At 66.0% G+C, this 21,028-nt stretch carries 24 protein-coding genes; 11 read left to right on the top strand and 13 right to left on the bottom strand.

Annotation, left to right across the window (positions count from 1 at the left end):
- Window positions 1–69 precede the first annotated feature (69 nt).
- Window positions 70–414 (top strand): hypothetical protein, encoded by a 345-nt coding sequence (locus ACWGQ2_RS14575; RefSeq protein ID WP_452018487.1) that lies wholly within the window; start codon window positions 70–72, stop codon window positions 412–414.
- Between the two features lie 84 nt (window positions 415–498).
- Here ACWGQ2_RS14575 and ACWGQ2_RS14580 read toward each other — a convergent pair whose 3' ends face one another.
- Window positions 499–1,518 carry an LLM class flavin-dependent oxidoreductase gene (locus ACWGQ2_RS14580; protein WP_452018489.1) on the bottom strand — a complete coding sequence of 340 codons (1,020 nt, stop codon included), beginning with the start codon at window positions 1,516–1,518 and terminating at the stop codon, window positions 499–501.
- 94 nt (window positions 1,519–1,612) lie between these two features.
- Between ACWGQ2_RS14580 and ACWGQ2_RS14585 the strand changes: the two genes are divergently transcribed.
- Window positions 1,613–1,984, top strand: coding sequence for a nuclear transport factor 2 family protein (locus ACWGQ2_RS14585; protein ID WP_452018491.1), 372 nt, complete (start codon window positions 1,613–1,615; stop codon window positions 1,982–1,984).
- 12 nt (window positions 1,985–1,996) lie between these two features.
- On the opposite strand, the gene ACWGQ2_RS14590 is transcribed toward ACWGQ2_RS14585, so the two are convergent.
- The 4 genes from ACWGQ2_RS14590 to ACWGQ2_RS14605 form a co-directional block, all read right to left on the bottom strand.
- On the bottom strand, window positions 1,997–2,692 hold the full coding sequence (locus ACWGQ2_RS14590) for an HAD family hydrolase (RefSeq protein ID WP_452018493.1): 696 nt from the start codon (window positions 2,690–2,692) through the stop codon (window positions 1,997–1,999).
- Between the two features lie 137 nt (window positions 2,693–2,829).
- A complete protein-coding gene (locus ACWGQ2_RS14595) occupies window positions 2,830–3,546 on the bottom strand; it encodes a DUF3592 domain-containing protein (RefSeq protein WP_452018495.1) in 717 nt (238 codons plus the stop codon).
- Between the two features lie 20 nt (window positions 3,547–3,566).
- Window positions 3,567–4,235: an alpha/beta hydrolase family protein gene (locus tag ACWGQ2_RS14600; RefSeq protein ID WP_452018497.1), complete on the bottom strand. Its 669-nt coding sequence runs from the start codon at window positions 4,233–4,235 to the stop codon at window positions 3,567–3,569.
- Window positions 4,236–4,272: 37 nt separating this feature from the next.
- Window positions 4,273–4,722, bottom strand: a complete 450-nt coding sequence (locus tag ACWGQ2_RS14605; RefSeq protein ID WP_452018499.1) for an Lrp/AsnC family transcriptional regulator — start codon at window positions 4,720–4,722, stop codon at window positions 4,273–4,275.
- A gap of 80 nt (window positions 4,723–4,802) precedes the next feature.
- On the opposite strand from ACWGQ2_RS14605, the gene ACWGQ2_RS14610 reads away from it, so the two are divergent.
- Together ACWGQ2_RS14610 and ACWGQ2_RS14615 are read left to right on the top strand one after the other, a co-directional pair.
- The gene (locus ACWGQ2_RS14610; protein ID WP_452018501.1) at window positions 4,803–5,543 is read left to right on the top strand and encodes a LysE family translocator; all 741 of its coding nucleotides are present in this window, start codon (window positions 4,803–4,805) and stop codon (window positions 5,541–5,543) included.
- Window positions 5,544–5,663: 120 nt separating this feature from the next.
- The gene (locus ACWGQ2_RS14615; protein ID WP_452018503.1) at window positions 5,664–6,263 is read left to right on the top strand and encodes an antibiotic biosynthesis monooxygenase; all 600 of its coding nucleotides are present in this window, start codon (window positions 5,664–5,666) and stop codon (window positions 6,261–6,263) included.
- 68 nt (window positions 6,264–6,331) lie between these two features.
- Here the strand turns inward: ACWGQ2_RS14615 and ACWGQ2_RS14620 are convergent, their stop codons facing one another.
- From ACWGQ2_RS14620 to ACWGQ2_RS14630, 3 genes are read right to left on the bottom strand one after another with little or no spacing between them, the layout of a single operon-like run.
- Complete coding sequence (locus ACWGQ2_RS14620; RefSeq protein WP_452018505.1) at window positions 6,332–7,312, bottom strand: permease prefix domain 1-containing protein; 981 nt, start codon at window positions 7,310–7,312, stop codon at window positions 6,332–6,334.
- The gene (locus tag ACWGQ2_RS14625; RefSeq protein WP_452018507.1) at window positions 7,309–7,647 is read right to left on the bottom strand and encodes a PadR family transcriptional regulator; all 339 of its coding nucleotides are present in this window, start codon (window positions 7,645–7,647) and stop codon (window positions 7,309–7,311) included. The genes ACWGQ2_RS14620 and ACWGQ2_RS14625 overlap by 4 nt, the downstream gene beginning before the upstream one ends.
- A gap of 50 nt (window positions 7,648–7,697) precedes the next feature.
- The gene (locus tag ACWGQ2_RS14630) at window positions 7,698–8,330 is read right to left on the bottom strand and encodes a GyrI-like domain-containing protein (protein WP_452018509.1); all 633 of its coding nucleotides are present in this window, start codon (window positions 8,328–8,330) and stop codon (window positions 7,698–7,700) included.
- Window positions 8,331–8,456: 126 nt separating this feature from the next.
- Here ACWGQ2_RS14630 and ACWGQ2_RS14635 point away from each other — a divergent pair, with 126 nt between their 5' ends.
- A complete protein-coding gene (locus ACWGQ2_RS14635; RefSeq protein ID WP_452018511.1) occupies window positions 8,457–9,164 on the top strand; it encodes an NUDIX hydrolase in 708 nt (235 codons plus the stop codon).
- On the opposite strand, the gene ACWGQ2_RS14640 is transcribed toward ACWGQ2_RS14635, so the two are convergent.
- The 3 genes from ACWGQ2_RS14640 to ACWGQ2_RS14650 form a co-directional block, all read right to left on the bottom strand.
- Window positions 9,149–10,411, bottom strand: a complete 1,263-nt coding sequence (locus ACWGQ2_RS14640; protein ID WP_452018513.1) for an MFS transporter — start codon at window positions 10,409–10,411, stop codon at window positions 9,149–9,151. The genes ACWGQ2_RS14635 and ACWGQ2_RS14640 overlap by 16 nt on opposite strands.
- 125 nt (window positions 10,412–10,536) lie before the next feature.
- Window positions 10,537–10,782: a hypothetical protein gene (locus ACWGQ2_RS14645; protein ID WP_452018515.1), complete on the bottom strand. Its 246-nt coding sequence runs from the start codon at window positions 10,780–10,782 to the stop codon at window positions 10,537–10,539.
- A 91-nt stretch (window positions 10,783–10,873) separates the two neighbouring features.
- Window positions 10,874–11,371 (bottom strand): MarR family winged helix-turn-helix transcriptional regulator, encoded by a 498-nt coding sequence (locus ACWGQ2_RS14650; protein WP_452018517.1) that lies wholly within the window; start codon window positions 11,369–11,371, stop codon window positions 10,874–10,876.
- 169 nt (window positions 11,372–11,540) lie between these two features.
- Between ACWGQ2_RS14650 and ACWGQ2_RS14655 the strand changes: the two genes are divergently transcribed.
- The 3 genes from ACWGQ2_RS14655 to ACWGQ2_RS14665 are packed head-to-tail and all read left to right on the top strand — an operon-like array spanning window position 11,541 to window position 13,157.
- The gene (locus ACWGQ2_RS14655; protein ID WP_452018519.1) at window positions 11,541–11,795 is read left to right on the top strand and encodes a hypothetical protein; all 255 of its coding nucleotides are present in this window, start codon (window positions 11,541–11,543) and stop codon (window positions 11,793–11,795) included.
- Between the two features lie 40 nt (window positions 11,796–11,835).
- The gene (locus ACWGQ2_RS14660) at window positions 11,836–12,735 is read left to right on the top strand and encodes an alpha/beta hydrolase family protein (RefSeq protein ID WP_452018521.1); all 900 of its coding nucleotides are present in this window, start codon (window positions 11,836–11,838) and stop codon (window positions 12,733–12,735) included.
- The gene (locus tag ACWGQ2_RS14665) at window positions 12,732–13,157 is read left to right on the top strand and encodes a MarR family winged helix-turn-helix transcriptional regulator (RefSeq protein ID WP_452018523.1); all 426 of its coding nucleotides are present in this window, start codon (window positions 12,732–12,734) and stop codon (window positions 13,155–13,157) included. The genes ACWGQ2_RS14660 and ACWGQ2_RS14665 overlap by 4 nt, the downstream gene beginning before the upstream one ends.
- A 16-nt stretch (window positions 13,158–13,173) precedes the next feature.
- Here the strand turns inward: ACWGQ2_RS14665 and ACWGQ2_RS14670 are convergent, their stop codons facing one another.
- Window positions 13,174–13,881, bottom strand: a complete 708-nt coding sequence (locus tag ACWGQ2_RS14670; RefSeq protein WP_452018525.1) for an ABC transporter ATP-binding protein — start codon at window positions 13,879–13,881, stop codon at window positions 13,174–13,176.
- Between the two features lie 39 nt (window positions 13,882–13,920).
- Window positions 13,921–15,000, bottom strand: a complete 1,080-nt coding sequence (locus tag ACWGQ2_RS14675) for an ABC transporter permease (RefSeq protein WP_452018527.1) — start codon at window positions 14,998–15,000, stop codon at window positions 13,921–13,923.
- A gap of 178 nt (window positions 15,001–15,178) precedes the next feature.
- On the opposite strand from ACWGQ2_RS14675, the gene ACWGQ2_RS14680 reads away from it, so the two are divergent.
- The 3 genes from ACWGQ2_RS14680 to ACWGQ2_RS14690 all read left to right on the top strand — a co-directional run bounded on the left by ACWGQ2_RS14680 (window position 15,179) and on the right by ACWGQ2_RS14690 (window position 20,971).
- Entirely contained in the window at window positions 15,179–16,528 is a 1,350-nt protein-coding gene (locus tag ACWGQ2_RS14680) for a sensor histidine kinase (protein ID WP_452018529.1), read from the top strand.
- Entirely contained in the window at window positions 16,521–17,165 is a 645-nt protein-coding gene (locus tag ACWGQ2_RS14685) for a response regulator (RefSeq protein WP_452018531.1), read from the top strand. The genes ACWGQ2_RS14680 and ACWGQ2_RS14685 overlap by 8 nt, the downstream gene beginning before the upstream one ends.
- 131 nt (window positions 17,166–17,296) lie before the next feature.
- The gene (locus tag ACWGQ2_RS14690) at window positions 17,297–20,971 is read left to right on the top strand and encodes a DUF5979 domain-containing protein (protein ID WP_452018533.1); all 3,675 of its coding nucleotides are present in this window, start codon (window positions 17,297–17,299) and stop codon (window positions 20,969–20,971) included.
- The last annotated feature ends 57 nt before the right edge of the window (window positions 20,972–21,028 follow it).

A 21,028-nucleotide genomic window follows, 5' to 3' on the forward strand; every position in this document is an offset into this window, starting at 1 on the left:
GCAGCTCACCCATCGAGAGGCCAGTTACGGCTCTTTTGAGGGCCCAAAGGAGCCGTAACTGGCCTCTCGATGAGCGGGGTTAGGCTGGAAGGAGTCCAACCCAAGGAGATAACCGTGGCATCCCTGCTGACCCCGCTCATCACGTCCGCCGGCCTGATCGGCGGCTTCAAGACCGCCCGCGACACCGGCAACCGCCAGCTCGGCGGCGCAGTGCTTGCCGCAGCCGGCGCAGCCGCGTTCGCCCTGTGGAAGCGCGACGCCGGCACGGGCACCGCCGTCGCCCTCACCGGAACCTACGTGGCGGCCTTCGGCCTGTCCCATCCGCTGGCCAAGAAGCTCGGCGCCTGGCCGTCGGTCTACACGGTCACTGCGGCTACCGCGCTCGCGTCCCTGATCTTCGGCCGCAGGAAGTAATAGCTCATCGAGATAACAGAAACTGCCCGTTTGAAGGCTCAAACGGGCAGTTTCTGTTGTTTGGAGTTGGAGGACGACGGCGCGCTACCGCCAGCCGGCGTCGGGCGCCACCAGCTTGACGATGTTCTCCAGCAGCGCCGCGTTGTAGTCGACGCCGAGCTGGTTGGGAACGGTGACCAGCACGGTGTCCGCGAGCTGGACGGCGGCGTCGTCGGCGAGTTCCTTCGCGATCACATCCGGTTCGCCCACGTAGCTGCGGCCAAACCGGGCCAGCCCGCCTTCGAGCCGGCCCACCTGGTCCCGGCCTTCAACCTGGGCACGGACGCCGAAGTAGCGCCGGTCCTGCTCGCTGACCAAAGGAATGATGCTCCGGCTGACGGAGACCTTGCCCTGCCCGTGGTGTCCGGCAGCGGCCCAGGCCTCCTTGTAGGCGTGAATCTGCTCAGCCTGCAGTTCGTCGAAGGGGACACCGGTGTCCTCGGTCAGCAGGGTGGAGCTCATCAGGTTCATGCCCTGTTCGCCGGTCCATTTCGCCGTCGCGCGGGTTCCCGAACCCCACCAGATCCGGTCGCGGAGGCCAGGGGACTGCGGTTCGATCGGCAGCAGGCCGGTGTGCCCGGTCATCTGCGGGTTGGCAGGTGCCATGCCCTGCCCAGTGATGGCTGCGCGGAAGATCTCGGTGTGGTGGCGGGCCATGTCGGCGTCGGTCTGTCCCTCGCCGGGCACGTAACCGAATGATTCGGCGCCGCGCAGCGCGGGTTCGGGGGATCCCCGGCTGATGCCGAGCTGCAGCCTGCCGCCGCTGATCAGGTCCGTGGCCGCTGCTTCCTCTGCCATGTAGAGAGGATTTTCATACCTCATATCGATTACGCCGGTGCCCAAATCAATGCGCTTGGTGCGGGCGGCCATCGCGGCGAGCAGCGGGAACGGCGAGGCCTGCTGCGGCGCGAAATGGTGCACACGCACGAACGCGCCGTCGGCGCCGACTTCTTCAGCCGCGACAGCCAGGTCGATGGCCTGCAGCAGCGCATCACCGGCCGTGGGCGTCAGGGAACCCGGGACGTCCTGGTAGTGGCCAAAGGAAAGGAATCCAATCTTCTTCACAAGAGGATCAGCGCCGCGGGTGCGTCGGATATTCCGGCCCGGGCTTTCCTGGTTCCCTGTTCCACCCGCGGCGGTCCGTCTACACTCCCAGACCATGGAAAACGAACTCGTGGAACTTGAAACGGCTGGCTGGCATGCTCTGTCCACCGGGCCGGAAGAGGCAACGGCCTTCTACTCCGGCGTGCTGGCCAGCGAGCCCGTGGTCCTGCTGACCAACGGCCTTCGGATCACCGACCGGCAGCAGATCGTCGAGTCGATGGGCGGGCCGCCCTGGACTGCCTTCGAGATCATCGATCCCCGGGAGGATTACCTGGGGAACGACGCCGGTGTCCTCACCTACCAGGTGCGTGCCGACCGCAACGGAACCCCGTACTCGGCCCTACTCACCAGCGTCTACGCCAAGGAAGACGGCGCGTGGAAGCTCAAGGTTCACCAGCACACGCCGTTTCAAGAGCAGGAGCTTTAGCCCGGCGGGAAACTAAGCCGAAGCTGAAACCCGCTCCGCAACCAGCGCCTGCAGATCCGCCACAGTGCGCCCGGCCAAGGTCTCCCAGCGGGTGATGCCGGCCTGCTCGGGCACGTCGACGGCGTTGGGCACCGCAACGGTGACGGCACCCGAGGCCTTGGCGGAGGCCACGCCGGGCAGGGAATCCTCCACGGCCACAATCCGGTCCAGGTCCAGGGACATGCCCAGTTCCTCGCCCATCAGCTTCGCCGCCAGCAGGTAGGGCTCCGGATCAGGCTTGCCGTTGGCAACCATCTCACCGGTCACCAGGAAGCGGAAGGTTCCCTCGGGCAGCTGGTCGGCAATGACGCGGGCCAGCAGCGATTCGCTCATGGTCACCATGGCGCACGGGATTTCGGCGGCATACAACTCGGCCAGCAGGTCGCGGGCTCCGGGGCGCCAGGGGATTTCCTGCTGAACGGACCGGATAACGCTGTCCAGCATGGTGTCGAGAATTTCCCGGATGCCCAGCTCCGCACCGGCCTGCTGCAGGGCGCGGGCCGAATCGGGCAGGGCATTTCCCACCAGTTCCATGGCCTGCTCATCGCTCCAGTCCACACCGAACCGTGCCATCAGGTCCTTCTCGGCAGCGAACCAGTACGGCTCGGTATCCACCAAGGTTCCGTCCATATCCCAGAACACGGCTTGCAGGGCGGGATGTGGCGACAAAGATTCCTCCTGGACGGTGGCCGCAGGATCCTGCGGAGCATAAATCGGACGGGCACGGCCGACGGCGAACACCCAGACTGATCGTGGCAGGACGCTGCACTTCCGTCAAAAGCCGCATCCCGTTACCCCGGAGGGAACTAGAGTGCTTCAGCCTTGCGCCGGCTGCTGCGGGCAACGAAGTAAATGACGGCAGGAACAGCGGATACCGCCAGGCCCATGATCATCAGGAACCATGTTGAGCCGTTGACGGGGCTGGTCCGTCCTTCAAGGTACGGGCTGAGAACCACGATTTTTTCGGGAGCAGCGGGATCGGCATACAGCTCCACAAGTTCCCCCGGCTGCCATTCAGGTTCGGGATATCCGTCTTTTGAGTGGGACCGGTGTTCCACCGTTCCCGAGAATGAACTTCCGCCCACCGCATAGCTGACAATCGCTGCTGTCTCGGTGGTGTAGGTCCTGTCGCTGTTTTTGCGGTGACGTGTCGACGTCTCGGTCGAAACCGATTGCACCAGGGCCTGAACCTGGACCCCCTCAGCGGAGAGCCGGTAGTACTCCGTGTTCTCGAGTACCGTTTTCACGGTCCAGCCGCCGAAGAAAAGGAGCGACAAAATGGTTAGGGCCCCGGTCACGCGCTGGACCACGCGCATATTCCGGGCCAGTCGCACCCCACTCCAGCCCGGCGCGAAATAACCGTTGCCGGCGCCGTCGTTCAGGTACATTCCGCGCCAGGCGTGCCGCCCGTAGGCGACCTCCAGAGCGTACCGGGTGGTGTTCCGGTTCGGTGACCGGGTCCAGCCTTCGGGCACCTGGAATGAACCCGGGGATGGGGACTTAGCCTGAGGCGTCTTTTTCACCCCAGCAGACTACCTTCTGACTAGGGATGATGCTGCCTCATGAAGTCCAGGACGGGCGCGGCCAGGGCCGCCCCGATGGTGTCCTGCGGCCGTTTGTTTCCGGCCACCTCGAACATGTGGTTCCCGCCCTCAACGCGTTCGACGACGGCGTTGGGGCCGATCTTCTCGGCCACCGGTTCCAGCTCGCCTGGCAGCGCGAAGGGATCCCGGGTGCCCTGCAGAAACAGCATCGGCAGGGTGAGCCCGTAGAGGTGTTCATCGCGCAGCTTCTCCGGTTTGCCCGGCGGATGCAGCGGATACCCCAGGTATACGAGCCCGGCGGCCTGCATCCCCTCGGCCACGGCCATGGACGCCATCCGCCCGCCAAAGGACTTGCCGCAGGCCCAGACGGGCACGCCGTCGGCGTTGTCCTCGGCAGCGAACATCACCGCCCGCCAGGCTGCGATGGCTGCCGGGGCCCGGTCCGGGAACTTCTTCCCGGCTTCACGGTAGGGGAAGTTGAACCGCCAGGTGGCCACACCGCCGTCGTTCATCGCGTCGGTGAAACCGGTCAGGAAGGGATGCTCCATTCCCGATCCGGCGCCGTGCGCCACCACCATGGACGCCCACGAATCATCGGGCTGCGCGAAAACGGCGCTGACTGTCCCCTCGCCGACCGAGACGGTGAGGTGCTCCTGCTGCACTGGCATGGGTTCCAATTTACGTGACGGATACCGGCCGATCACCTCACAGCGGGAGCCCGGCTTCTTCCTTGACGGTTTTCATCACGATGGTGCTCGTCAGCTTCTCGACGCCGGGCAGGCCCACCAGCACGTCGTCGTAGAACTGCTGGTAGGCGGGAAGGTCCGCCGCGATCACCTTGAGCAGCAAATCCGGGTCCCCGAAGAGCCGGTCCGCCTTGACGATCTGCTCGTGCCGTCCCAGCTCCTTTTCGAACGCCAGCATCTGCGCCCGGTCACGCAGGGTCACAAATACCAGGGTCTGGAATCCCAGCCCGACGGCGGAGGGATCCACCACTGCGCGGTATCCGGTGAGAACGCCCCCGCGCTCCAGTTCCTTGATGCGGCGGTGGCACGGTGCCACGGTCAGCCCAACCTCGGCGGCCAGCGCCGTCGCGCTCATCCGTCCGTCTTTTTGAAGCAGGCGCAAAATTTCACGGTCAATGGCGTCAATCACGCAAAAATCGTACCGTGACCAGCCTTCGCAGGGCATAACCGGGTCAGCACTTCGCGCGCAGTTCTCCCTAGGCTTGAGTAATGGATTTTTCGCAGCTCGCGGGTTTCGCGGCCGTATCGATCACCCTCGCCATGACCCCGGGTGCTGACTGGGCGTACTGCATCTCATCCGGCCTGCGCGCCCGAAGGATCGCGCCCGCCGTTGCGGGGCTGTCCGCCGGCTACCTTCTCCACACGGCACTGATCGTTGCGGGTCTGGCTGCCCTGATTGCGGCAACTCCGCAGCTCCTGGCCGGGCTGACCCTTCTGGGTGCTGCGTACCTCTTCTGGCTGGGGATCTCAACGCTGCGCACCTGGCGTTCGGCAGGGTTCACGGCGGCGGGTGACGACGTCGGTACGCGCACCGACACCGGTACTGACAGCACCCGTTCCGGCGGGACAGGACCGGAGATCCTGGGCGCTGGAGCCGGGCTGGCGGTTCTTGTGCCTCATGCACCTGCCCGGTCCGAGGCCCGGCGGGAGTTCTTCAAGGGCCTAGGCACCAGCGGCACCAACCCCAAGGCTCTGCTGCTCTATTTGGCGCTCATCCCGCAGTTCGTCGAGACGGACGCCGCCCTGGCCGTTCCGCTGCAGACCCTGGTTCTGGGACTCTCGCACTTTGTGGTTTCGGTGCTGATCTACACCCTGGTGGCTCTGGGTGCCCGGCGGCTGCTGCGGTCCCGGCCCGCCGCTGCGCGCGTGGTGACCCTGGCCAGCGGCATCATCATGGTCTGCCTGTCCCTGGTGCTGCTCGCCGAACAGGCTCTCTCGCTGATCAGTTAGGACCCGGCCGGCGGCGATCGCGGGAGGGGGCGGGAACCGGCTCGAGCGGACGCCGGATGTGGCAGGGAGCACCCTCCCAGGATTCGCCGCACACGGACTCCCGCCCGGATACTTGGAGCCATGACATCAACGCACACTGACACCCTTCCGGCCCGCGGGCCGGAGGCGGTGACGGTCTCCATCACCCGGCGGGTAGATCCCCGCCGCGTGTCCGAGGCCACCCACTGGGTCCAGGAGGGCGTCAACCTCGCCAACACCTGGCCGGGGTTCCTTGGTTCCGGATGGGTCCGCGCCTCCGCCACCTCCGATGAATGGCACATGCTGTACCGCTTCGCCGATTCGTCCTCACTGGATGCCTGGGAGCATTCAGAACCGCGGCGGGAATGGCTGGAACGCGGCCGGGACATGGTTGAAGACCGCACCGTCACCCGCCGTACCGGCATTGAGGGCTGGTTCGACGCGCCGTCGTCCACCACTGACCTTCAGGCACCCGCAAAGCCGCCGCGCTGGAAGCAGGCCGTGGCCATCTGGCTGGGTTTCTTCCCCGTGAATCTGGCGTTCACCTGGCTGGTGGGCCTGGCCGTCCCGGAATGGGATGCCCTGCTTATGCCTCTGCGTGTACTGATTACGACGGCGATCCTCACCCCGATCATGGCCTACTGGGTGCTGCCGTGGGTCACCGGCCTGCTCCAGCCGTGGCTGCAGCGCAGCCGCTCCTAATCTTCACGCGGACGACGGGGCCGCCCGGGTTTTCAGCCCGGGCGGCGCCGTCGTTGTTTCTCCTGTGGCTAGGCCACTGAGGCCGCAACCGGCACCGGCTTGCCGGACTTCCGGGCCTTGAGGAAGCCGTCTACGATGTCCCACAGGCCGAGGAGCAGGACCGCTGCGGCGGTGATGCCCGCGATCCAGGTTGAAGCGTCCGCGCCCCAGTCGACGTTGGCCAGGAAACTCCAGTCGAAGACCTGGTCCGTGGACAGCAGCCACAGCACCGGAACCATAAAGGCCAGCGCCAGGACGGTGTTCACCACAGCGAAGGCGTACGTCCACCGGCCGGCCAGATATAGCACGACGGCGAAACCCGCCTCAATCACCAGCAGCGCGATCACGTAGGGGAGCCAGAAACTCCACAGACCCTCCTGGAGCACCACCACGGGTTCACCGTTGAGATAGAGGATGGACCCCACACGCAGCCACAGCAGCACCGCAATAAAGAACGCCGCCAGAACCACCGACGCGATGGTGTCGCCCAGGGAAACCTGGGACGCCCGCGGAACCTGCGGAAGCATGGCCGGGGACCACGGCTGCAGTCCCAGATCCTTGCGGCGGGTGCCGTTGTACTGGATCAGCGCAAAGACCAGGGTGACCCAGAAGCAGATGTGCACCAACACACTGACGGAGGTGCCGATGGCACTGCCGAACGCTCCGCCCGGGTTGCCTGGATTCACGGCCAGCTGCACCACCAGCAGTCCCACGAAGGAGATGGGAGTGACGATCACGGCGAGCGTCTTCAGCAGGCGCCACCAGTCCAGGAACAGGTCCGGGCCAATCAGGTAAAGCTCACGGCCGGTGTACCGCGCGGCCAGCCGGGCCGGATCGCCCAGCTCGGTAAGCACGGCGTTTTCAGCGTCCGCCGGAGACTGGCCGGTCTCCATGCGGGCCTCAACGTCATCGCCGATGGAGGCACGCAGTTCCCGCTCGATGTCTCCCCGCTGGGCCACGGGAATGGGCCTGAGGGCGGCGAAGATGTAACGGTCAGTGAGAGTACTCATGATGGTTGTCCTTCGTTGAGCTGGCGGATGGAGGCATGGAGCGCTTCCCAATCCTTCAGCAGGGCGTTCAGCAGCTCGGTGCCCTGCTCGCTGGTGGTGTAGAACTTCCGCGGGCGCGCCTCTTCGGTATCCCAGGAGCTGGTCAGCAGGCCCTGCTTTTCAAGGCGGCGCAGCAGCGGGTAGAGGGTGTTGGCTTCGACGGCGAACCCGGCTTGTTCCAGTGCTTCAAGCAGCCCGTAGCCGTAGCCGGGTTTTTTGAGAATGGAGAGGCAGGCCAGCACCACGGTTCCGCGGCGCAGTTCCTGGAGATGTCCACCCAGCAGTTCTTGGTCCATGACTCACACTATGGTGTGTCACGCACAACATTGCAATAGGTAAATTGTTTTTAAGTTCTGCGAACCGGCTGGCGCAGGATGGTCTTGAGCTTTTCGGGTGCAGTGCGCCGCGGGTCGCTGAGGTAGATCTCGTGGTGGTCGCCGTTGAAGGCCAGATGGTTCGCGGGCATGAATTCATGGTGCAGCCGGGCCAGGACCGGGGCCTCCTCGTCGTAGGAGCCAATGTGCATCAGCTGCACGGAGAGACCTTCTTCCAGCTCCAGCCAGCGCATTCGCGCCGCGGCGTCGAGAGCCTTTTTGGTGCGGACCTCCGCAGCCGCCGCCAGAGCCTGCTCCCGGCTGATCCATTCCGGCTGGCTGATCAGCATGGTCCAGTCCCAGGAGTCCTTGTTCCCCTGCACAAAGACTTCCGGATCCTCTGCCCGCCACAGACCTTCCAACGGTGCCACCACCGAGTCCTGCCCCGTGCTGCGTTTCACGGCGGACTTTAGGGAATAGGCCACGGCGTACAGCGCCTGGACCGCGGCGGCGTAATCCGATGAGGTGTTGGGGTTCCCGTGCCCGTCCACGGCAAGGAAATGCTGCGGGGGCACCTGGACCAGGGCGAAGTTCCGCCCGGGGGCGTACAGTTCCCGCTCTGCCTTTTTGACGTCGTACTTCGTCGTGCCTTCAGATCGGTTCATGGCTCCGCCTCCTGGGTATCCATGTAAGTGCACTCAGGGACTCCGGGCAACGGTGCGCAGCCTTGGGTGTGCGTTCGCTACGATCCAAGGAGGAAACAACTCCTTGGACAGGGAAATGACAGGGGAATGATGACACTGGTTGGCACAGCCGCCACGGTGGTCCTGCTGCGCGACGGCGCGCACGGGGTCGAGGTCCTGCTGCTGGAGCGCCCGCGGCATACGGGCACATTTGCCGGTGCCTGGGTTTTCCCGGGCGGGCGGGTTGATCCGGAGGACTACGACGCCGCGGGGTCCGTACCGCCGGACCTGCAGGCTGAGCCTCGGAACCCGGAAGGGGAGCTGGCCGCGGCGAGGATCGCCGGGGTGCGGGAGACTGCTGAGGAGACCAGCCTGGTGCTGGCGCCGGATGCTCTGGTGGACCTCTCCTGCTGGGTTCCGCCGCTGCAGGCGCCCAAGCGGCTGCGCACCTGGTTCTTCCTGGCCCCGGCCCCGGCAGGTGAAATCCGCCTGAACCCGGGTGAGCTGATCGACCATGCCTGGCTCACCCCGGCAGAAGCCCTTGGGCTGCACCGGGACGGGAACATGCTCCTGGTTGCGCCCACCTTCGTTACCCTCACCGTGCTTCAGCAGTTCCAGAACACCGCAGCCGCCCTGGCATACGCTGCTTCCGCGCAGCCGGAAACCTACAGCAGCCGCCTGCTGGACGGCTACGAACCGGACGCCGTCATCGCCTGGCACGGCGATGACCAGTATCCCGCGGAAGGCGCCGGGCAGCCGGGCAGCCGGCACCGTCTGGTGATGCGCGGCAGCGACTGGCGCTACGAACGCAGCTGAGTTTCGGCGTCCCCGGCCTGGGGTTGCCGGGGCCGCTCCGGCAGCACCTTGTCGCGCCCGGCGAGGAAAGCCGTGGCGCATGTCAGCCCCATAATGCCGGCGCTTACCGCCAGGGGAGCCGTCCAGCCGCCGCTGAGGTCATAGAGGAGTCCGAAGAGCACCGGACCCGCAGCGCCCAGCGCATAGCCCACAGACTGGGCCATGCCGGAGAGGGCGGCCGCCTGGACATGGTGGGTGGTCCTGAGACTGAAGAGGGACAGAGCCGTGACGATCATGGATCCGCAGCCCGAAGCGCTGACCACCACCCACAGCACGGAAAGCTGCGGGGCAGCCAGCAGGCCCAGGAAGCCGGCCATGGCCAGAAGGCTGCCCGTGACGCCGAGCAGCCTCTGGTCCGCGAACTTTCCCAAGATGGCCCCGGTGAGCAGGGATGAGGCTGTGCCTACCAGCAGAAAGATCGAGACGTGCAGGCCTGAGGTCGTTTCGGAGATTCCCTGGTCCCGCTCAATGCTCGGCAGCCAGGTCGTGACGACGAAGAAGGCGACGGACTGCAGACCCATAAACAGCGTTACCTGCCAGCCGAGCAGGGTGGTCCACGGTGAACGGATGCGGGCGGGTGGTGTTTTTGGTAAGGCAGTTCCGTCTGCGGCGCTGCCGGGTGCGGTACGCCTGAGGCCGGGCAGCAGCACCGCCATCGCAATCAGCGCCAGTCCAGCCCAGATTCCCAGAGCCAGGCGCCAGCCGGTTCCCTGTACTAGGGAGATCGGGACGACGACGGCGGCGCCCAGTGCGGTAACCAGGCTGTGGGCGGCGATGTAGAGGCCGGTGAGCTGGCTGACCTTGCCGGGAAAGTCCCGTTTGATCAGTGATGGAAGCAGCACATTGAGGAAGGCGATCGCAATGCCTATAAGGACCGTGCCGGTCCAGAGGGCGGTTGGAACCGGCATCGAGCGGAGCACTGTCCCGGCTGCCAGCAGGGAGAGGGACAGCCATAGTGCACGGTCCAGTCCCGTCCGCAGTGCGACTGCGGGTGCAAGCGGGGAGAAGAGTGCAAAAGCAATGAGCGGCAGACCGGTGAGGAGGCCCGACTGGGCGCTGGTGAAGTCGAACTCGCGGCCAATGTCTGCCAGCAGCGGACCCACTGACACGAAGGCGACCCGAAGGTTCACTCCGATCAGGAGGATGCCTGTGAGGGCCAGGCCGGCCCGGACGGGCGGGGTCCTGCGGGTCCGGCTAAAAACCGCCACGCTTCTCCCTTGCAGCTGCGGAATGTGTCATGGAACACGTTAGCGCGCTGTGGGGGGACATGGGCTACGAGTACTTATATGACACGTACAGGCTGCGGGGAGAAGCGTGGCGGGGCTTGAGCTGCTTAGGCGTCGGTGCCTTCGGCAGAGATTTTTTCGATTTCTTCCGGGGTGAGCCCGGCTACTGCGGCAATGCTTCCGGTTTCCAGGCCTTCATTGACGGCGCTCTGCACCAGTTCAGTGAGCACCTGCTCGGCGCGGTCAACCGCCCACTGCTGCGCTTCAAGGTTGGATGCGGCCATGGCGAGCGAGGAGAGGGAGCCGTCGTCCGGGGCGGAATTAGCGGGGACCTGTGAATCTATGACCGTCATGAACTGCACCCTTCGATAGGTAGGCTAGCAACTAGCTAGCTTGACTATTTATAATGTAAGGCTCCTGATAAGTAAAGTTTGGAGACTAATCCTACCCGTCGCTTTCCAAAACCCGGGTCATTTCCTGCAGGAACCGCGTGATCGTTGCGGCCTCCTCGGGGGACAGTGATTCGGCAGTTTCCAGCATTCTGCGGTGCATTTTGCCCAGGGTTTCACGAACCTCGGTGTCCGCATTCTCCGTAGGGATAATCTCCAGGGCCCGCCGGTCCGTGGGGTGCGGGCGCCTCGTTAGGTAACCGCCCTTCTGCAGCCGGTCGATCAGGGCTGTGGTGGAGGCGGTGGAGATGTTCAGGACGCGGGATAAGTCCTTGGGGCCAATGGAGTGACCCGCCTGCCGGGCCTGCATGACATAACGGATTGCCAGCAGATCGGTCTCGTTCATCCGCATTGAGTCCCGCGTGCGGCGGCGCATCGCAGCCTCGGCGGCGCGGTATGCGCGGAGGGCATTGAGTACGTCCACGCCGCCTGCGGTTTCTGGTGACTGGCCGTACCAGTAACCGGCTCCGGTGGGGTTGGCGTGTTCAGGCATGCGGACAAGTCTAGCCCAACGGAATACTAGCCAGGCTATTTACTCGCGTTGGCGGGCGCAGGGGCAGTCAGCAGTCTTATGGCATAGGGTATTAACCCCCGTTGTTCCCGCGCCGTCCTGTTCCCGATTTCAGGGCAGAGGGCGCATGTGCTGCAAAGGAGAACCTGCAATGGCCACACCCTTTGAAGAACCCGCAATCCCTTCCGGAAACGAAGAGGACACGCTGGAGCAGCAGCTTCCCGCCGTTACGGATGCGGAGGAGGACGACGGCGCTGCCGACCCCGTTCGAGCGCACGGGGATCCGCTGCTGCCCGGCGGCTCCGAAGCGGACCGGCTGGACCAGGAACGGGATGGCTCCGCGCCCGACGGCGAAGACGACTATCCGCGGGATGCAGGTGCGGATTACCCCGAAGACAGTCCATAGCCTCTGGTGCCAGCCTCTGCCGGGACCTAGGGTAATTCGCATGCGAAATATTGAGGCGCCCCGAACTGAGGCGCGGCAGGTCAGCATCGGTGTGCGGACCGCGGGAACCATCTTCGGTACGCTGCGTCTTCCCCTGGAGGATGAGCCGCTTGCCGCCGTCGCAATCCATCCGGCCACTGCGGTTCCGCAACGGCTGTACAGCGGCTTCGCGGAGTATCTGGCAACCCGGGGGTTCGCCGTGCTCTCCTACGACTACCGCGGCACCGGTGCATCCGGCAGTGCCCGGGAGAACCGGCGGCTACGGATGCGGGATTGGATGGAGATGGACGTTCCGGCGGCCGCGGCCTGGCTGCGCGCGAGGTATCCGGACCTGCCGCACCTCGCCGTCGGGCACAGTCTGGGCGGACACGCGCTCGCGCTGAACAACGGCGGCCAGGACCTCCGCGGCTTTATGACCGTCGCGTCCCATGCCGGCGTCACCGCGTCCATCCCGGACCGTACCGAGCGGGCGCGGGTGGAACTGATTCTCCGGGTGGCCGGTCCCGGCCTGGCCCGGGTGCTGGGCTACGTTCCCGGAAAGCGGCTTGGTCTTGGCGAAGACATGCCCGCCGCGGCCATGCTCGAATGGAGCCGGTGGTCGCGGACGCCGGGTTACTTCTTCGATGACCCGACCATGCATGCAAGGGAGCGGACCGCCCGGGTGCGCACGGCGGTGCTGTGCATCGGACTCGACGACGACCCGTGGGCAACTCCGTCCCAGATCGGCGTGATCGCCCGGCAGCTGGTGAATGCGAAGGTGGAAACCCGCACCTACTCCCCGGCCGGCATCGGCGTGGCGGCGATAGGCCATATGGGCTACTTTCGCCGTGGCCCGGGAGCCGTCCTGTGGCCCGACGCAGCCGCTTGGCTGTCAGACCGCGCAGGGATCACCGGGCCATGAAGTCCGGTAAGTCACCCCGGCTGGTCTTCCTCACCCTGGAAGCCGAACGCCGGCTGGCACGGTGGATCAGCCGCCGCGGACGCAGCCGCGGTATCAGCGCTCCGGCAGCAGGCGTCCTCTTCCACGTTGCGGCCGCGCCCGGGACCACCACCGGCGAAGTGGCAGCAGCGATTCACGGCTCAGCTGCGGGCACCTCCGGCCTGCTCGCACGAATGGAACAGGCCGGGCTGATCCGCCGGGAACCGGATCCGGAGGACCGGCGGACTATCCGGGTGAACCTGGCCGCAGCGGGGGAGGACGCCCTGACGGATGTCCGGGAAGCGATCAGCGACCTCAACAGCCTCATCACCGACGGGTTCACCGAGGAGGAACTTGAGACGGTTGGCCGCTGGCTGCGGCACGTCTCCCGGTCTGTTGGATAGCCCCGCAGCCGGTGGCTCAGGGCGTGTCCACCGCGGACGGGTGGGTCAGCACGCCGTCCCGCATCCGCACCACCACGTCCGCCAGCGGAAGGAATTCGACGTCGTGCGTTACCAGGACGGTGGCCACGTTGAATTCCTCCGTGACCCCCCGGAGCAGCTTCATGATGGAGGCGGAGCGCTCATGGTCCAGCGCCGCAGTCGGCTCATCCACCAGGAGCAGCGACGGGTTCCCCATCAGCGCCCGGGCAATGTTCACGCGCTGCCGCTGGCCGCCGGAGAGCTGGTGCGGGCGCAGGTTCGCCTGTCCGCCCAGCCCGACGACGCCCAGCAGTTCCGCGGCGCGCTCCGCAGCCGGACCGGTGGATTCGCCGCGCAGGTGTGCCACGGCAACGAGCTGCTCCACGGCGGTGAGGGAGGGCAGCAGGTTCGGCTGCTGGAACACGATCCCGATTTCCTCCCGCCGCAGCCGGGCCCGGCCGGTGTCATCCAGCCCGCCGACGTCGGACCCGTTGACCTCCACCGTTCCGGAAGTTGGCGGGATCAGGGTTGCCGCGACTGCCAGCAGACTGGATTTGCCGGAACCGGAGGGTCCCGCCAGGCCGGTGACGGTGCCGCGGACGGCGGACAGACTGACGTTGTCCAGCGCCCGGATGGTGTTGTTCTGCCCGTCAGGGTATTCGAGCGTGACGTTCTTGAGGATCAGGGCTGTGCCGGTGTTGTTCATGGGGTGTTCCTGTCTGTAGCTGGTGAAGTTTCGGCGGGATCAGTTCCCGCCCAGGGCCAGGAGGGGATCAACCCGGGTGACGCGGCGGACGGCGAGCGCTGCCCCGGCGAGGCCAAGGAAGAAGACGCCGGCTACCGGCAGCACCGTGGTGGCAGGGGTGGCGGCGAAGGGTGCAGCCGTGGCGGCCACGGCGCCGGCTGCGGCACCGAGCAGGCCTCCAGCGGCGGCCCCGGCGGCGAGGATGACGCCGGCCTGGACCAGCGCGTCCCGCAGCACATAGGAACGTGTTGCGCCCAGTGCCCGCAGCACGGCGATGTCCCGGGTGCGCTGCAGCGTCCAGACGGTCAGGAACGCCACGATCACCAGGGCTGAAATTCCGTACAGGAAAGCCTGCATCATCAGCAGGGAGCCGTTCTCGGAGGAATAGGCAGGCAAGGCCGTCAGGCTGTCTGAACGCTCCAAGCTGGTGGTTCCGGCCGCGCTGTTCGCCGCGTCCATCGCGGCACCGTCCCGCTTGCCGCCGTCGTAATCAACGGCCAGGACCGTACCGGCAACGCCCGGTTCGGTGTGCGCCACGGACTTCCAGTCAGAAAGGGAGATCCAGGCAACCGGGGTGTGGCTGTACCACTGGTCATCCACCACGGCTGAAACGGTGAACGGCTGGCCGTTGACGGACGCGTCCGAACCAGGCTGCAGTCCAAGGTCATCAGCGAACTGCTGGCTGAGGACCGCCCTCCCCGGTGCCACGCCCTCAGGGGCAATGCTGCTGCCGGGATTCACGCCGAAGATCGCGGCGGAGGCCGTGCCTCCGGCCTGGATGCGTCCCTGGGTGATGCCCAGCGGCTCGGCGCTGCTGACTCCGGGTGCGTCCTGCCACGCCTGCTGCTGTTGGGGCGTGACCGAAGACTCGGTAAAAGACGCCTTGGGCTCGGTGCCCGCAGGCGCGCCGAAGACCACCTCGTCGGCCGGGAGGGACTTGATGCTGGAGGTGGACTGGTCGGACAGGCCGGCCGTGAGGCCGGAGAGCATCACGAGCAGGAAGCTGATGAGCACAACGACCGTTCCCATCAGGGCGAAACGGCCTTTCGCGAAGCGCATTTCTCGCAGGGCCAGATACATGTGGATTTTCCTTTGATCGTGTAGACCGGTTTTCTCGGGATTTCCCCTGCTTCAACTCTTCCGGCGGGGAGGCTGCCCGGCATCGGTGGACCGTACGGTCCGTGCGCATCAAAAGGTGCAGCGGACGGTCAACCATTCGGTTGATGCGGCACGGTGCGGCCGTGGCTAGGCTGGCGGTATGTCCGCTGAGTTGGACCGGCCACGGGCCGGCGAGCGGGTCCTGCGTGTGCTGCGCCTGGCCCTGCACGTCGGTTTTGCGCTCCTGCTGGCCGTCGCCGTTGGCCGGATGCTGCTTATGGGCCCGCTGTCCTGGGTGTCCTTCTTGGCGCTGCTGCTGTCCGCTGTGCTGGCGGCGGTCTATGTGATCGGTACGGTGGCCGAAAAACGGGCGTCCGACGGCGGCCGGGGACGCTGGACCCTGCGCTTTGACCCGGAGCGGCACGGCCTGGCCTGGCTGGGTGCAGTCACAGGTCTCTGGGCTGTGCTGCTGGTGCTGAGCCCGGACTTTTCCTGGCTGGCCTTTCCGCTGTTCTTCCTCCAGCTGCATCTGCTGCCCCTGCGGCCGGCGCTCCTCGGCGTCACGGCAACTACCGCCGCCGTTGTAGCGGCGCAGTGGGCGCACGCCGGGGAGTTCCACGCCGCGATGCTGTTAGGCCCGCTGATTGGGGCCGGATTCGCCGTCATCATGGCGCTCGCGTACCAGGCGCTGTACGCCGAGGTGACCAACCAGCGAGAAGCCCTGGACGAACTGCACCGCACCCGCGCAGAACTGGCACGCAGCCAGCGGGAACAGGGGGTGCTGGAAGAGCGCGGGCGGCTGGCCCGCGAAATCCACGACACCCTGGCCCAGGGACTGGCAAGCATCGTATTAATGAGCAGGTCAGCCCGCGCTTCCCTCGATGCCGGGAACCTCGAAACCGTGCGGGAGCGGCTGGGGACGGTTGAGGAAACCGCGGCGGAGAACCTGGGCGAGGCCCGGCAGTTTGTTCGGAACCTGCGTGGATCCGAGAACGGCGGCGGGTCACTCGTTGACCGGTTGGAGCGTGCCTGCCGGTCCGTCCAGGAACGGGCTGCCGCCCAGGGCCGGGAGCTGGCCTGCAGTTTGCGGCTGGAGGGCGTCCCGGTCCCGTTGCCGGCGCCCTATGAAGTTGCCGTACTGCGGGCGGTACAGGCCACTCTGGCCAATGTCCTGCAGCACGCCTCCGCTTCCCGGGCCGTGGTGACGCTGGCCTTCGTAGGCCGGGACGTGACGCTGGACATTTTCGACGATGGGCGAGGATTTGACCCGGCCGTCGAGCGTGCCCGTTCGGGGCCGCGCCACGACGGCAGCGGCTACGGACTTATTTCCATTGCAGACCGCGTTGAAGCGCTGGGAGGCAGGATGGACCTTGAGTCAGTGCCGGGAGAAGGAACCGCCGTGGGCATCCGCCTTCCCCTGCCTGACGCGCGGCAGGCCCCGGCAGCGGCGGATCTGCCCGCATCCGTTCCGGGACAGGCTCCCGACGCGGGAGGGCAACGCCGTGGCTGAACTGCGTGTGCTTTTGGTGGATGACCACCCGGTGGTGCGGGCCGGGCTGCGGGCGATGCTCTCCGGCTTCGAGGAGGTTTCCGTAGGGGAAGAGGCAGCGGACGGGGATGAAGCGCTGAAGATCCTTGAACGCGAGGCAGTGGTTGGCGAGAGGATTGACCTGGTGCTCATGGACCTTCAGATGGCTCCGGGCATGGATGGCGTGACAGCCACCCGGCGCATCAAGGAACAGTACCCGGACCTGCCTGTGCTGGTGCTGACCACCTACGACACCGACGCGGACATCCTGGCGGCCGTCGAGGCCGGCGCCAGCGGCTACATGCTCAAGGATGCCCCGCCGGAGGCGATCCGGGACGCCGTCCGGTCGGCTGCGGCGGGACAGACCGCGCTCGCTCCGGAAGTCGCCGCCAGGCTGATGGGCCGCGTGCGCAATACGGAGCCTTCCCTGAGCGCGCGTGAAATCGAGCTGGTTGAGCTCCTGGCCACCGGGATGTCCAACCGGGCCATGTCCCGCCGGCTGTTCATCAGCGAGGCCACCGTGAAGACCCATCTGGTCCACATTTACGAGAAGCTCGGCGTGGACAACCGCACCGCGGCCATCGCGGTGGCGCGTGAACGGAGAATTATCCGGGCCTAACGGGCGGAGATCGACTGCCCCTCTGGTGACCGCCCGGACCGGAGGTTAGTCTCGGCGGCCAGAGCCGGATCCAGCAACCCCGTTTCGGACCGGGACCGGCTCCGCCTGACGACTCGCACCCGAGGGGAACCATGAACACTCAGCAGTCTTCTGCCCACCGTGAAACCACGAATCGAAGGCTGCGCCGGAGGATCAGAGGCCTTGCCGTCTTTGTCCTGGCGCTACTGCTTCTGCTCCCGTTCGCCGGACCGGTCCACGCATTGCCGGAAGAACAAGTGCGCAACGAGCCGGTGGTCGTCAGCGACCAGACAGAAATCGTCTTTACATCCACCGGCCCGGGGCAGGCAGTCAACGGGGCGCTTCCCCCGGCGGGTGCTACCTGGCCTGTGAACACGTATCCCACCAGCAGACCGCAGGGATACGTAACGGAGAACGTGTGGTTTGCCGGGCTTCTGAACACCCAGGACGCCGAGGGCAACACTGCCCAGATGTACTGCATCGATATCCGTACCCCCACCAGCCAGGGTCTGGGGTATGTGAACGGGGAGTGGAGCGAGGCGAACGTGCCCAACATCGGGTACGTGGCACGCATCCTGAACACCTACTATCCGTCGACGAACCTTCCGGCTGGACTCAACGACAACCAGCGGGCGGCAGCGGTGCAGGCTGCCATCTGGTTCTTCACCGACGGCTATGTGGTCAGCCGGGATGACCCCCTGTACTCGACCGTCGCAGCGATCGTGAACGCCACCATCGCTGCGGGACCGCTGACCGAGCCCCCGGCACCGGACATTTCCATCACTCCGCCCACAGCGGAAGCATCCGTTAACGGAGTGGCCGGTCCCTACACAGTGGAGGCAGAGGCGGGAGCTGAGATCAACGTGAGCGTTGACGACGGCTTCACGCTGTACGCCGACGCCGCCGGAACGGTTCCGCTTACCAACCCCGTACCTTCCGGGACACAGGTGTGGGTGCGAAGTAACGCCGGGGACACCGGGCCGGCCACGGTCCTGGCGCAGGCAGCCGTGACGGTACCCACCGGCCGGGTCTATCTGTACGACGGCGCCACGCCGGGAACCACGGCGGCCCAGAAGCTGATCCTTGCGGCTACCCGCACGCTCACGTCCAACGCCACCGCAACGGCGACATTCTTTGAGGTCGGTTCCCTGACCGTTACCAAGACGATCGCAGGTGAGGCTGCCGGCAGCCAGGGAGCCGTCTCGATCGCCGTCGACTGCGGGCCGGGATACCAGTTCACTCTCGATGTGCCTGCCGGCACTACGGACCCCGTCAGCGAAACCTTCAACGAGATTCCGGCCGGGGCGGTCTGCACCATTACCGAAACAGCCGACGGCGCCACGGATACCGTCACGGTGCAAACGGTGGTTCCGGATCCCGTCACCATTACAGCCAACACCACGGCGACGGCCAACGTGACTGACACCTATTCGTTCGTTCCGGGCACCCTGGTGGTCCGCAAGGCCATTGCGGGTGAGGCAGCCGGTGCCCAGGACCCGATCGTGATCTCCGTGGTCTGCACGTCCGGCGGCACTACCGTCCTGAACGAGACCATCACAATCCCTGCCAATGCCACTGAGGTTGAACCGGCCGAGTATAGCGGGCTGCCCGCCGGTTCCAGCTGTGAGGTCACGGAACCGACTACCGGAGAGACGACCGCCATCGCTGTCGAAACGACCGGGCTGGGAACGGTCACCGTACCCGCCGCCGGAACCGCTGAGGCTACCGTTACGAACACCTACACCTTCAATCCCGGTGTCCTGGCCGTCCGCAAGATCATTGACGGTGAGGCAGCCGGGCAGCAGGGTGCAGTAACGCTCAACGTCGTCTGCACCGGGGGCTCCACGCTGAACGAGACGATCACCATTCCGGCCGGTGCCACCGAGACCGACCCGGTGGAATACGCCGGGCTGGCGGCAGGAACCGTCTGCACCGTCACAGAGACAGCGAACGGATCCAGTACCCAGATCGGCGTAGTGACGGTCTCCGATCCAACAACCGGGACTGTCACCATTCCTGCGGGTGACGGCGTCGAGGTCACGGTGACAAACACCTACACGGTCAACCCCGGATCGCTGACTGTCACCAAGACGATCGCGGGCGCGGCGGCGGGAGAGCAGGGCGATGTGGTCCTGGACATCCTCTGCCGGCTCGACGACGAGACGACCCTCAGCACGTCCGTGACGATCCCGGCGGGAACCACGGCACCGGAACCGCAGACGTTCACGGATATTCCGGCGGGCAGCGAGTGCCAGGTGACTGAATCCGCAACCGGGGAGACAGAGCAGGTCGAAGTAGTGGTCGACCTGCCCGACGCCGTGACCATCCCTGCCGGAGAAGAGGCGACTGCCGCGGTAACCAATACCTACACCGAGAAGCCCGGTGTCATCCGGGTCATCAAGGCGTTCGCGGGTCCCGCTGCCGGCAGCCAGGAGGCAGTGGAGGTGGAGGTCACCTGCACCCTGGACGGAACCACCGTTCTGCAGGAAACGTTCCAGGCGCCGCCGCAGGCGACCGAGGACACGGTGGCGGTGTACATCGGCATTCCGGCCGGCGCATCGTGTGAGGTGACGGAACTGGAAGACGGCAGCACGCCGGCCGTTCTGGTGACGACCGACCTCCCGGACCCGTTCACCGTTCCGGCTGGTGGGGAAGCCGGCGGCACGGTCACCAACACCTACACCTTCGCTCCCGGATCCATCTCAGTCGCCAAGGTCATCGACGGCGAAGCCGCCGGGAACCAGGGCGACGTCGTGCTGCGAACCGTCTGCACCCTGGATGGGGAGACGGTGCTCGATGAGACGTTCACCATCCCGGCAAACTCGACTGGCACCGAATCGACGCAGTACGAGGACCTGACGCTGGGCACCGAATGCACCGTGACCGAGACTCAGGACGGCTCAACCGAAACCATTGGGGTAGCCACCGTGCTGCCGGATCCGGTCACTATCGCGGCCGGCGCCGGGGTTGAAGCCACGGTCACTAACACCTACACCTTCAACCCGGGTTCGCTCTCTGTTGCCAAGGTGATCGAGGGAGAGGCAGCGGGCGCGCAGGATGACATTGTCCTGGGCATCACCTGCACGCTGGACGGAGAGACGGTGCTGGACGAAACCGTCACCATTCCCGCAGGAACCACCGGCACTGAAACCCAGGTGTTCGAAGGCCTGGCCGTGGGAACCGAATGCACCGTTACGGAACCCGGCACAGGAGCAACTGAGACGGTGGGTGTCACCACGGTCCTGCCTGATCCGGTGACCATTGCGGCTGCGACGGTCAGCGAGGCGACGGTGACGAACACCTACACGTTCAATCCGGGCACGCTGGTTGTCACCAAGCAGCTCGCCGGAGCGGCCGCAGGGCACCAGGGCGAAGTGGTGCTGAATGTGGTCTGCACGCTGGGGGAGGAGACGGTGCTGGATGAGACCGTGACGATACAGGCCGGTGCCACCGGCGACGTCATGAACACCTACGGCGGGCTTGCCCAGGGTTCTGAATGTGCCGTGACGGAGACGGCTACCGGGGTAACCAGCGGGCTGGAAGTCAGCACAGTCCTCCCCGAACCGGTGGGGATTACCGCGGCCGGTGCCTCCGAGCTGCGGGTCGTCAACACCTACACCTCAACGCAGCCGGCACCGCGCCCGACGCCGGATCGGCCGGGCAAGAAGCGTCTGCCGTCCACCGGCGCCGAGTTCGCCGGGGGCTTCCTGGCCCTCGGGGCCGGGCTGATCGCCGCGGGCGGGGCGGGCGTAGCTGCCGCCAAGCGGCGCCGCGGCAGCAGGAGCTAACTTCCGGTAACTTCCGGTAACCGGGAAACAATAGGTTTGGGCGGCCGGAGAACCGGC

This window comes from Arthrobacter sp. NPDC055585, from assembly GCF_053619115.1.

Excerpts from the sequence above, each read along its gene's own strand:
- ACWGQ2_RS14575 (WP_452018487.1), top strand. The coding sequence starts at position 70 with ATGAGCGGGGTTAGGCTGGAAGGAGTCCAACCCAAGGAGATAACCGTG.
- ACWGQ2_RS14585 (WP_452018491.1), top strand. The coding sequence starts at position 1,613 with ATGGAAAACGAACTCGTGGAACTTGAAACGGCTGGCTGGCATGCTCTG.
- ACWGQ2_RS14600 (WP_452018497.1), bottom strand. The coding sequence starts at position 4,235 with ATGCCAGTGCAGCAGGAGCACCTCACCGTCTCGGTCGGCGAGGGGACA.
- ACWGQ2_RS14610 (WP_452018501.1), top strand. The coding sequence starts at position 4,803 with ATGGATTTTTCGCAGCTCGCGGGTTTCGCGGCCGTATCGATCACCCTC.
- ACWGQ2_RS14615 (WP_452018503.1), top strand. The coding sequence starts at position 5,664 with ATGACATCAACGCACACTGACACCCTTCCGGCCCGCGGGCCGGAGGCG.
- ACWGQ2_RS14620 (WP_452018505.1), bottom strand. The coding sequence starts at position 7,312 with ATGAGTACTCTCACTGACCGTTACATCTTCGCCGCCCTCAGGCCCATT.
- ACWGQ2_RS14625 (WP_452018507.1), bottom strand. The coding sequence starts at position 7,647 with ATGGACCAAGAACTGCTGGGTGGACATCTCCAGGAACTGCGCCGCGGA.
- ACWGQ2_RS14630 (WP_452018509.1), bottom strand. The coding sequence starts at position 8,330 with ATGAACCGATCTGAAGGCACGACGAAGTACGACGTCAAAAAGGCAGAG.
- ACWGQ2_RS14635 (WP_452018511.1), top strand. The coding sequence starts at position 8,457 with ATGATGACACTGGTTGGCACAGCCGCCACGGTGGTCCTGCTGCGCGAC.
- ACWGQ2_RS14645 (WP_452018515.1), bottom strand. The coding sequence starts at position 10,782 with ATGACGGTCATAGATTCACAGGTCCCCGCTAATTCCGCCCCGGACGAC.
- ACWGQ2_RS14650 (WP_452018517.1), bottom strand. The coding sequence starts at position 11,371 with ATGCCTGAACACGCCAACCCCACCGGAGCCGGTTACTGGTACGGCCAG.
- ACWGQ2_RS14655 (WP_452018519.1), top strand. The coding sequence starts at position 11,541 with ATGGCCACACCCTTTGAAGAACCCGCAATCCCTTCCGGAAACGAAGAG.
- ACWGQ2_RS14660 (WP_452018521.1), top strand. The coding sequence starts at position 11,836 with ATGCGAAATATTGAGGCGCCCCGAACTGAGGCGCGGCAGGTCAGCATC.
- ACWGQ2_RS14665 (WP_452018523.1), top strand. The coding sequence starts at position 12,732 with ATGAAGTCCGGTAAGTCACCCCGGCTGGTCTTCCTCACCCTGGAAGCC.
- ACWGQ2_RS14670 (WP_452018525.1), bottom strand. The coding sequence starts at position 13,881 with ATGAACAACACCGGCACAGCCCTGATCCTCAAGAACGTCACGCTCGAA.
- ACWGQ2_RS14675 (WP_452018527.1), bottom strand. The coding sequence starts at position 15,000 with ATGTATCTGGCCCTGCGAGAAATGCGCTTCGCGAAAGGCCGTTTCGCC.
- ACWGQ2_RS14680 (WP_452018529.1), top strand. The coding sequence starts at position 15,179 with ATGTCCGCTGAGTTGGACCGGCCACGGGCCGGCGAGCGGGTCCTGCGT.
- ACWGQ2_RS14690 (WP_452018533.1), top strand. The coding sequence starts at position 17,297 with ATGAACACTCAGCAGTCTTCTGCCCACCGTGAAACCACGAATCGAAGG.